10 protein-coding genes and 2 pseudogenes are annotated in these 10,306 nt (G+C 56.7%); 11 read left to right on the top strand and 1 reads right to left on the bottom strand.

The window, feature by feature from the left end; all coding sequences use genetic code 11:
• The 10 genes and pseudogenes from DWV16_RS19445 to DWV16_RS00020 form a co-directional block, all read left to right on the top strand.
• Window positions 1–94: pseudogene (locus tag DWV16_RS19445) on the top strand (metallophosphatase); the annotation flags it as partial.
• A gap of 99 nt (window positions 95–193) precedes the next feature.
• Window positions 194–580, top strand: a pseudogene (locus DWV16_RS00055) (DUF1016 N-terminal domain-containing protein); the annotation flags it as partial.
• A 91-nt stretch (window positions 581–671) separates the two neighbouring features.
• Entirely contained in the window at window positions 672–1,214 is a 543-nt protein-coding gene (locus DWV16_RS00050; RefSeq protein WP_118477474.1) for a low molecular weight protein-tyrosine-phosphatase, read from the top strand.
• Window positions 1,201–2,091, top strand: a complete 891-nt coding sequence (locus DWV16_RS00045; protein WP_118477473.1) for a BRO family protein — start codon at window positions 1,201–1,203, stop codon at window positions 2,089–2,091. Before DWV16_RS00050 ends, DWV16_RS00045 begins: the two co-directional genes overlap by 14 nt.
• 26 nt (window positions 2,092–2,117) lie before the next feature.
• Window positions 2,118–2,354 carry a hypothetical protein gene (locus DWV16_RS18805; protein ID WP_147349405.1) on the top strand — a complete coding sequence of 79 codons (237 nt, stop codon included), beginning with the start codon at window positions 2,118–2,120 and terminating at the stop codon, window positions 2,352–2,354.
• Window positions 2,355–2,511: 157 nt separating this feature from the next.
• Window positions 2,512–3,471: a TAXI family TRAP transporter solute-binding subunit gene (locus DWV16_RS00040; protein ID WP_066457562.1), complete on the top strand. Its 960-nt coding sequence runs from the start codon at window positions 2,512–2,514 to the stop codon at window positions 3,469–3,471.
• Between the two features lie 167 nt (window positions 3,472–3,638).
• Window positions 3,639–3,962, top strand: coding sequence for a DUF1850 domain-containing protein (locus tag DWV16_RS00035; RefSeq protein ID WP_066457565.1), 324 nt, complete (start codon window positions 3,639–3,641; stop codon window positions 3,960–3,962).
• Between the two features lie 19 nt (window positions 3,963–3,981).
• Window positions 3,982–5,961, top strand: a complete 1,980-nt coding sequence (locus DWV16_RS00030) for a TRAP transporter permease (protein WP_118477472.1) — start codon at window positions 3,982–3,984, stop codon at window positions 5,959–5,961.
• Window positions 5,962–6,104: 143 nt separating this feature from the next.
• Window positions 6,105–6,464, top strand: a complete 360-nt coding sequence (locus DWV16_RS00025; RefSeq protein ID WP_066457571.1) for a BlaI/MecI/CopY family transcriptional regulator — start codon at window positions 6,105–6,107, stop codon at window positions 6,462–6,464.
• Window position 6,465: 1 nt separating this feature from the next.
• A complete protein-coding gene (locus DWV16_RS00020; RefSeq protein WP_118477471.1) occupies window positions 6,466–8,091 on the top strand; it encodes a transglycosylase domain-containing protein in 1,626 nt (541 codons plus the stop codon).
• A 123-nt stretch (window positions 8,092–8,214) separates the two neighbouring features.
• Here the strand turns inward: DWV16_RS00020 and DWV16_RS00015 are convergent, their stop codons facing one another.
• Window positions 8,215–9,192: a hypothetical protein gene (locus tag DWV16_RS00015; RefSeq protein WP_147349404.1), complete on the bottom strand. Its 978-nt coding sequence runs from the start codon at window positions 9,190–9,192 to the stop codon at window positions 8,215–8,217.
• 118 nt (window positions 9,193–9,310) lie between these two features.
• Here DWV16_RS00015 and DWV16_RS00010 point away from each other — a divergent pair, with 118 nt between their 5' ends.
• A complete protein-coding gene (locus tag DWV16_RS00010) occupies window positions 9,311–10,015 on the top strand; it encodes a FadR/GntR family transcriptional regulator (RefSeq protein ID WP_066457580.1) in 705 nt (234 codons plus the stop codon).
• Window positions 10,016–10,306: the final 291 nt, after the last annotated feature.

Raw genomic sequence — 10,306 nt, 5'->3', positions numbered from 1 at the left:
CTTCCGCTACTGGCTGTTCGGTCACTATCATGACAACCGGAAGATTGGAGAGAAACATGTACTGCTCTATGAACAGATGGTGCGGCTGTTCTGAATACGCTCCATAGCAGAGAAAAGCGCGGCAGCTTTGCCGCTTTTTTCTTTGGGATGGAACCATAAACGATGGCGGGAACGCCGGAAAGGGGGAACCGGAATGAACATCCGAAAAGAAATCGACTACAGCGCCATGTATGCCGCGCTGGACAGCCTCATGGCGCGGGAACTGCCGCAGATGGAGCTGTACAGCGAGATCGGCGGGATCGTCAGCCACAGGGCCGAGAAAGGCGCCGCCGACGCCGCGGCGGAATACCTGCGGGCGGGATACCCGGATGTGTCCGGTTTCTCCCCGCGCAACCTGCGCCGGATGCGGGAGTTTTACCGCGCTTACGAAAACAGCCCCGCCCTGCTGGGCGAGGCGATGGGGATTGGCTGGACGCAGAATGTGGTGATCCTGGAGTCCGGCCTGACGATAGAGGGGATGGGCTGGTACATCCAAGCTGTCCGCCGTTTTAGCTGGACGAAAAAACAGCTGATGGAAGCGATTTCTACAGAAGAACACCTCTCATCCCTCGACTGTCCGCCCTCTCCGTGCTATACTGAAAAGGAAAATGAGACTACGGAGAACGAGACGCATGACCAAAATACTTTTTATCTGCCACGGCAACATCTGCCGCAGCCCGATGGCGGAGTTTATCATGAAAGACATGGTGAAGAAGGCGGGGCTGGAGAAAGAATTTCTCATCGAGTCCGCCGCCACCAGCCGGGAGGAGCTGGGCAACCCGGTCTATCCACCCGCCCGCCGCAAGCTGGCCGAGCATGGGATCTGCTGCTCCGGCAAGACGGCCCGCCAGCTGCAAAACCACGACTACGAACAATTCGACCTGCTCATTGGGATGGACAGCCGGAACCTGCGCAATATGCAACGCATCCTCTCCGCGCCAAGTGCCGTCCTACGGACGGTTGCGCTCCGAGATGGCGCCTGCGGGCGCTCATGCGGCGGGGATTTTTCGGACAAGATGCGCCTGCTGCTGGACGATACCGACCGCCCTGGCGATGTTGCCGACCCGTGGTACACCGGCGACTTCGAGGCCACCTGGCGGGATGTGGAGGCTGGCTGCCGGGGGCTGCTTAACGATTTGATAAAAGGAGGCGCGGCGCGTTATGGAACAAAATGATAACATTCAGCTTTTTGAGGATAAGCGTATCCGCACCGCATGGGATGAGGAAAAGGAAGAATGGTACTTTTCCATTGTAGATGTAGTGGCGGTTCTGACGGATCAGCCAACGCAGCGCGGCGCCAGCAACTATTGGGCAAAATTAAAACAGAGGCTCAAAGAAGAAGGGGCAGAGCAACTGCTGACAAATTGTCAGCAGTTGAAAATGACTGCTGAAGATGGAAAAAAACGCTTGACCGATGTAGCGGACACCGAACAGCTTCTGCGGATCATCCAGTCCATCCCTTCACCAAAAGCCGAGCCGTTTCGAATTTGGCTGGCGCAGGTTGGCCGGGAACGGATTGAGGAAACCATCGACCCGGAACTCACCATTGAACGGGCGTTGGAAACCTATCTCAAAAAAGGTTATACTCGTGAATGGATCAACCAGCGGCTGCAAGCCATTCAGGTGCGCAAGGAACTGACCGATGAATGGGATGCCCGCGGGGTGCAGAAGGGCGTCGAATATGCCATTTTAACCGATGAGATCTCCCGCGCTTGGTCGGGTTTAACCACCCGCCAATACAAAAGCCTCAAGGGCCTCAAAAAAGAAAATTTGCGGGACAACATGACCACACTGGAGCTGGTGCTGAATATGCTGGCCGAGGCCACCACTACGGAGATTTCCAAGCAGCGGCAGCCTGAAAACTTTGAGGAAAACAGGGCGATTGCCCGTGAAGGAGGAGAAGCTGCAGGAATCGCAAGAAAGGCTGTAGAAGAAAGAACCGGAACGCCGGTCATTACCTCCCAAAACGCAGTACAGCTGAATCAGGTGGTGACTAGTTTGATCGAGGGCATGGTGGCCGATCCCGAGGACGAGAAATCCAAAAAGAAATAGTCATTTGCTGTGAATGACCGACAGCTTTGATAAAACGGAAACAACAAAAATCTTATATTCATAATCTGATTAAAAAGCGATTGGTGCTATCTGGCAGATGGCTTGGCTGGGGCTCCAAACTGGGCAAGGTTGCCAAAAGCCGCATGATAGCCACTTTAGAGGCCGTCATGCGGCTTTTCCTTTTGCCCGAAAATACACTTTTTCTTTTTTCGGCGGAAAAATCAAGACAAACCGGCATTTTTTTGTTTCATTTTGCGGATTGAATACCAAAAACTTACTGAAATTGGCAGAATGCCCAATTTATCGCAGGCTTTTTATCCAGGCGGGGATTCCCGGGGCGGCTTGAAAGACTTCGGGTGGACGTGCTATAATAAATCTTACAGATTGTCTGAAAGACAACAAAGGAAAGAGAGGGTAACCATGAAAAAAACCATTGTGCGTGCGTTGGCTTTGGCATTGGCCTGCGCGCTCCTGCTTGCCGGATGCGGCGGCAAGTCGGATTCGTCCGATATGAAACTCGGTACCGGCGGGACGACCGGCACCTATTATGCGTTTGGCGGCGTGCTGGCCAACGTGCTCAACGATAAGGTTGAAAATATGAATATCACGGTGCAGTCGACCGGCGCTTCCAAAGCGAACATCTTCCTGATTGATGACGGCGAGGCCGAGCTGGCAATCGTCCAGAATGATGTCATGGACTATGCTTATAACGGCACCGACCTGTTTGAGGAGGATGGCGCAGTCAAGAGTTTTACAGCGGTCGCAGCGCTTTACGCGGAGGTCTGCCAGATCATCAGCGCGGAGGGCATCACCTCGATCGAGGATCTCAAGGGCAAACGTGTTTCGGTGGGTGACGCGGGCTCCGGCGTGGAATTTAATGCCCGCCAGATTCTGGAGTCCTATGGTATTTCGTTTGACGATATTACCGTGCAGAACCTTGGCTTTGGTGACAGCGCTGACGCGCTCAAGGACGGCAAGATTGACGCGTTCTTCTGTACGGCGGGCGCGCCGACCACTGCGGTGGTTGAGCTTTCCACTACTAACAAGATCAATCTTCTCGAGATCGATGACGCCCACGCGGCCAAGCTGATCGAGAGCTATCCGTTCTATACCCAGTACGCCATCCCGGGCGGCTCCTACAACGGCGTGGATCAGGATGTGATGACTGTGGCGGTCAAAGCGACGCTGATTGCTTCGGACAAGCTTTCCGAAGACGCGGTATATCATCTGACAAAGGGTATTTTTGACAATAAGGATGCCATTACCGACGGCCATGCAAAGGGCGCGGAACTCGATCCGGCCTATGCGGTGGCGGGCATCTCGGTTCCATTCCATCCCGGCGCGGAAAAGTATTTTAAAGAAGTGGGCGCGCTGTCATAACCGGCAGGCGTAAACAGTTTCAGATTACAGCCGCGATAATTTTTGTTATTGCGGCTGTAATTCTTCTGATCGGCTGGCTCGGAGGCGGTTACTGCCTCACCCTGCAGGATCCGGACACCGGGCGGGTCTATGCGCGGTATCCCGTCGCGGAAGGGGAGCGGTTTTCGGTGGGGTTTGTTCACTCGGTGAACAAGACCCCGCTCACCGACATCTACGAAATCCGCGGCGGAGGCATCTATGTGGTGGAAACGGTGTATTACAGCTTTGGGGCCGGGGTACAGACCGAGCTTGCGGAAGGCCAGACTCTGCGTTACGGTGAAGACGGGGCGATGATCGTTTCGGGCTTTGCGCAGCGGATGGACGATCTGCAATACCGGGTGGGAACCGTCTCGGACCACACGCTCACGATCGGCGGCCGGCAGGTGAGCCTGCGGGCGCTTTGCGGGAAAAACGCAGCGGTGCGTTTTTCCTGCGCATGGAGGCTATTTTAATCATGAAGGGGGATAGGGTATGTCCTTATTCAAAAAGAAACCGGACGAGGAGCCGCAAGAAGTGCGGCAGGAAGCGGTTCCGGGGGAAGAACTGACCGGGAGCGCGGCGGACGTCCAGGCGATTATGGAAAAATATGACCGGGAGTCGAACGTCCGTCACTTCAAGGGGGTCCCCAAAAAGGTGGTACGCTACCTGATGGCGGCCTTTTCGCTGTTTGCGGTATATATGAACCTGTTCGCAAACTGGGAGGAGCGGCTGCGCCGCGCCGCGTTTGTCGGGCTGGTGATCGCGCTGATCTTTATCATCTTTCCGGCGCGCAAAGGCACCGGGCATAAATACGATTACATCCCGTGGTACGATGTGGTGCTCTGCGTGCTGGGCGCGGGGAGCTTTTTCTACTTTGTCGTGAACTTTCAGGCGATTATCCAGCGCGCGACCCGCATCACCCAGTTCCAGGTGATCATCGGGGTCATTGGCATCCTGGTGCTGGTGGAGGCCTGCCGCCGGGTGGTCGGCATCCCGATTCTGATCGTGGCGGGAAGTTTTGTGGTTTATGCCTTTGCATCTGGCAACTCGCTTAAAACGATCGTCTACAATCTCTTTTATACCACCAGCGGCGTCATCGGCGTGCCGATCGGCGTCTGCTCGACCTTTATCGTGCTGTTCATCCTGTTTGGCTCCTTTTTGGAGAAAACCGGTATTTCCGACTTCTTTATCCAGACGGCCAATTCGCTGGCGGGCGCTTCGACCGGCGGCCCGGCCAAGGTCGCGGTCATCTCGTCCGCGCTGTGCGGTATGGTTTCGGGAAGTTCGGTGGCCAATACGGTCACGACCGGCAGCGTCACCATCCCGCTGATGAAAAAGACCGGCTACCGCGGCGAGTTCGCGGGCGCGGTTGAAGCCGCTGCATCAACCGGCGGCCAGATCATGCCGCCGATCATGGGCGCCGCAGCCTTCCTGATGGCAGAGATGGTCGGCGTGCCATATGGCACCATTGCCCTCAAGGCGATCCTGCCGGCGATCCTCTACTTCTCCGGTATCTTCATTATGGTGCATTTAGAGGCGAAAAAGCTCGGGCTCAAGGGCCTCTCCAAAGAGGAGCTGCCCAAATTTGGAAAGCTGCTCGTCACCCGCGGTTACCTGCTGCTGCCGCTCGTGATGCTTGTCTATATGATCATCCAGGGGTTCACCATGTCCCGTTCGGCGGTCTATGCGACGCTGACCGCGATTGTGGTCAGCATGTTCCGCAAGGATACCCGCATGACCCCGGCCACCTTTGTTGACGCGCTCGAGACCGGCGCGAAGAGCACCCTCACGGTGGCGATTGCCTGCGCGATCGCGGGCATCATCGCAGGCGTGGTCACGATGACCGGCCTTGGTCAGATCCTGATTTCGTCGATTGTGGCCATCGCGGGCGATGTGACCATCGTGGCGCTGCTGCTCACCATGCTCACCTGCATTGTGCTGGGCATGGGCGTCCCGACGACCGCGAACTATATCATCATGGCGACGACCTGCGCGCCGATCCTCGTCACCGGCATGGGGATCGAGCCGATCGCGGCGCATATGTTTGTATTCTATTTTGGTATCGTGGCGGATATCACCCCGCCGGTGGCGCTCGCCGCCTACGCGGGCAGCGCAATCGCCCGTTCCAACCCGATGAAAACCGGCGTGAACGCTTCGCGGCTTGCGATTGCGGCATTCATCGTGCCATATATCTTCGCGCTCAATCCGGCGATGCTTTTCATCAACACTTCCTTCTGGGAGGTCATCGGCATCATCATCACCTCGTTCCTTGGAATCTTCGGCATTTCGGCGGGGCTCGAGGGTTATATGCTGTGTGACATGCCTGCATGGGAACGAATGGTTGCGATTGTGGGCGGGCTTTTGCTGATCTATCCCGGCCTGGTCACCGACGTGGCCGGAATCGCGCTGATCGGCGTCATTGGGCTTACGCAGGTGCTTTCGGTGAAAAAATCCACCCTGAAAACTGCATAGCAGCGTCTGGCTTCGCAGAGCCCGGAGGTGATCCTCCGGGCTCTTTTTGCGTTTCGTGCAAAAAGATGCTTGACAAACGAGGTTTACTGTTGTAGACTTGACATAAGGTTTAAACCTGTAAACCTCTCGAAGGGGGAGTCAACATGGTCAAGATCAATGATTCCGAACTGCGATTTTTGAACCTGCTCTGGGAATATGAACCGGTCAATTCCACCGAGCTGGTTCGGCTCTGTGAAAAACATCTGGGCTGGAAGAAGTCAACCACCTACACGGTCATCCGGCGGCTGGCGGCGCGGGGCATCGTCAAGAACGAGAACGCCCTCGTTTCGGTGCTCGTCGCACGCGAACAGGTGCAGAAGAACGAGACCGAGGAGCTGATCGACCGGGTCTACGGCGGTTCGCTCCAGATGTTCCTGGCCTCGTTCATCGGGCGGGGGAAGCTCTCGCCCGGCGAAGCGGCGGAACTCAAGCGGCTGATCGACAGCTGTACGGAGGAGGACTGAAATGGAAGGGATTTTTCTCGGCGTTCTCAACATGTCGCTTGCGGCAGCCCTGCTCGCGCTGCCGGTCCTGCTGCTGCGATTGCTGTTGCAAAAGCACATCCCGCGCCGGTTTATCTGTTGGCTGTGGGCGGCGGTCTTTGTGCGGATGGCGGTCCCGGCCTACTTTTCGGCCGGTTTCAGCTTTTTCAACCTGTCGGTCGCCGGGCCGGCCGCCGCGCAGGTGGGGCCCCGTATCGAGCAGGCCTCCCGATATCTGCCGCTCGTGAAGGTGGACTATCTGCCGGAGGTACAGGGGGCCGCGCAGGCCGCGGGCCCGGTGTGGATAGCGGCGGCGGTCTGGGCTATGGTTGCGGCGGCGCTGCTCGTGTTCTTCACGGCATTCTATCTGCGCGCCTGCGCAAAGCTGCGGGACGCCTCCCGGTATCCCGGGGATGTACTTGTGCAGGAATGTGCGGCGGCCGCGGGCCTGCGGCGCTGTCCGAAGGTGTTCCGGTCGGCGAATGTGGAGTCGCCGGTCGTCTGTGGGACTGTCTTCCCAAAGGTCATCCTGCCCGCCGCGCTCGTTGAAACGGCGGACGAGCAGACGCTGCGGATGGTGCTCGCCCATGAGATGGCACACATCCGGCGGCGGGACTGCTTCACGAAGCCGCTGATGCTCGCGGTGGCTTGCCTGCACTGGTTTAACCCCATGGCGTGGCTCTGTTTCTTCCTGGCGGTGCGGGATATGGAGCTTGCCTGCGACGAGCGGGTGCTGCGCGGCGCAAAGGAGGACATCCGTAAATCCTATGCGGGCACGCTTTACGAGATGGCGGTGGCGGACACTGCGCTTCGCCGGTTCGGTCTGCCCGCTTTCGGCGAAAGCGCGGTCAAGAGCCGTGTGGTTTCGATCGTGCGCTACCGGCGCAGCCCACTGTGGGTGAGCCTGCTTTCGGTCCTGCTGGTGGCCTGCGTGATGCTTTGCGCGCTGAGCAATCCGGCGCTGGTGTTTGCCGCCGGGCAGGCGCCCTCCATCGTGGTGGAAGGGCTTTACGACCAGATGTCGCGCCCGGAACAGCCGGTCTGGGTGCCCTATGAGGAACTGCCAAAGGACCTTGTCAACGCAGTGGTCGCGGTGGAGGACAAACGGTTCTGGGAACATGGCGGCGTGGACTGGAAACGGACCACCGGAGCGGCCATCAACCTGTTCGTGCCGGTCTACTGGGGACCTTCGGGCGGCTCGACCATCACCCAACAGCTGGTCAAGATCGCGACCGGAGACAACGAAGTGTCCATCAAGCGCAAGCTGCGGGAGATCAACACCGCACAGCTGGTGGAACGCGCTTACAGCAAAAATGAAATTCTGGAGGCGTATCTCAACCAGGTCTACTACGGCGAAAATACCTATGGGATCGGCAACGCGGCCCTGGTCTACTTTGGGCGGCCGCTGTCGGAACTGAACCTCACCGAACTGACGGCGCTTGTGGTGATTCCGCAGTATCCGCAGCGCTACAGCCTCTATGTGCATCCGGAACAAAATGCGCAGCGGCGAAAAGATGTGCTTTATGAGATGGTGAACCAGGGCTACCTCTCCCCCGAAGCGGCACAAGAGGCGAGCGAACGGGAGCTCGTCCTGGCGGCGAACCGCTGAGCGAAAAACAAAAGCGGCGGGGCCTGTGAAACTTGACGTTTCACAGGCCCCCCCTTTTATAGTCCCGGGCAGATTTCTCAAGGGGAGGGGAAACGCTGTCCCGGGGGCGGGAAAGGAGGTGATTCAAAGGCCGTACTGCGAAAGGATGTGATCGTAGCGGGCAATGACCCGTTCACAGACGGCGTTCACCTTGTCAAAATCCATGGCGTCCACATAATAATCTTCGAGCTGGTCATGGAGTTTTTTCGCTTCGGCAAGCAGCCGGGCCGCCTGGTCGAGCATCTGCGCGGCGGCTTTCTTGTTGAATGCGATCCGTTTACGGGATTTTTTGAGCTGTTCCGGATCGGTGAAGCGGCGGGAGCGGATAATTTTGTAAGGCTCGATATCCGGCTTGTGGTAATCATTCGCAGTCATGAAGCCGAGTTTCAGTTCCGGGATGAACAGATGTTCCAGCTTTTCAAACGGGGAGAGCGGACAGTAGCAGGTGATGATGTTCCAGCCAGCTTCCAGCGCTTGACTGCGCAGGGAGGTGAGCAGCAGCCGGGAGGCCGCGCCGTATGGATCTTCGATCAGATAGACGCGCTCACAGATGGTGCGTGCGGTTTCATCAAATATGGTAAGCCCCTTGTTTGTAACAGCGGAAAGGAAGCGGACCGATTCACGGCCGCGCCCATCCGGGCCCCCCTTGAATTCAGCCATGGCGATCCGCCCGGCCGCTTTGACCGTTTTGATGACCGAGGTGGCGTCGAGCGCAATCCGGTATGTATCCCCGATGAGACTCTGCGCCGCGCCAAGGAAGCGGCAGGAATGCTCGTGACAGCGGCTGATCTTTGCGGCCAGCGCCATGATGTCCTGACGGGATTCAAAGAGCTTGTGTTCATCCCAGCAGGAGGACAGGTCGATCAGCTGTTCAAACGCGCCGGGATATTTGGGGTCGATGACATGGGCTGGGGTTGCGGACGATAAAAAACGGGGATAAGCCGCCAGAGTCGGCGGGGTGCATCCAGATTCTTCGTATTGTATTACAAATTGAGACCTGAATGAAAATCGAGGTGAATGAGAGGACTTTATGTGCGAAAAAATTCGTTTTTCGTGTGACAAATCATAGATTATTATTGACTTTATCATCAAAGAGCAATATACTGAAATAAAAGTAATATGATTATAAAAAGTTGTATTACAAATTTGCCCGAGATGGGGATAGAAATGAGAGCGATTTATGGAAATAGAAAATCGTGCCACTCAGGCGAAGGGCAAACCAAACGTCAGTGATATGGTCTATGAACGGTTGCGTAACTCGATCTATTCCGGCGAATGGAAGCCCGGCGAACGAATTCCATCGGAGAGCAAGATCTGCGAAATGATGAGCGTCAGCCGGGTATCTGCGCGCGCGGCTATCAGCCGGCTGATGGGGCAGGGGCTTGTGGAGCGCAGGCAGGGCGGCGGTACCTACATCCGTACCTGCAGCTGTCCGGATCAGTTTGAACCGATGATCCCTTATATGCTTTCCGGACGGGCGGACCGGGTCAGTATGTTTGAATTCCGTAAGATCATCGAAGTGGAGAGCATCGGCCTTGCGGCGATGCGGGCCGATATTGGGCAGATCGACCAGATGCAGGCGGCGTATGAAGCAATGGCCATGGCGAAAAGCGATGAACTCATCAGCAGGTATGATATGCAGTTTCATCATCTGATTGCGGTTGCGACCAATAATCCGGTGATCCTTCGGGTCTTTGAAATTATTCAGGACACCTACCTGCGTCCCATGCTGGATCAGAATGTCGCGGTCATGGGAGCGTACGGAGCGGTTTATCATGAAAAGATGATCCGCGCGGTGGAGCGCCGCGATGTCGCACAGGCCAAGCGTTTGATGGAGGAACATATCAACAACACCATTCAGATGACGGCGCAGCTCAACCGATAACCTGCTGGGCGCGCAGTGAAATTGAAGCAGGCGGAGGGCGGCTTTGCCGCGAAAAATGGCCTGTCGCCTGCGGAATACCGGTTTGACGGCCCTGCCATTGCCAAAAGCAAGGGCGGCCCCAAATAGAAAATGATCAAAAGGGGGGATTGTAATTTTGCGAGAAAGCATTCACAAATATTTCAAAGTAGGAACGATCCAATGGATGAGCCACCCTGGGCGGGAGCTGCTGGAGAGCCTGAAGACGATCGCATGCGACGAATTTTTCGATGCGGTGGAAGTGTGCAAAGTCGG

It is taken from the genome of Anaerotruncus sp. AF02-27 (assembly GCF_003465835.1).
Taxonomy (GTDB): domain Bacteria; phylum Bacillota; class Clostridia; order Oscillospirales; family Ruminococcaceae; genus Anaerotruncus; species Anaerotruncus rubiinfantis.
This window is presented reverse-complemented; position numbering and strand designations above follow the sequence as displayed.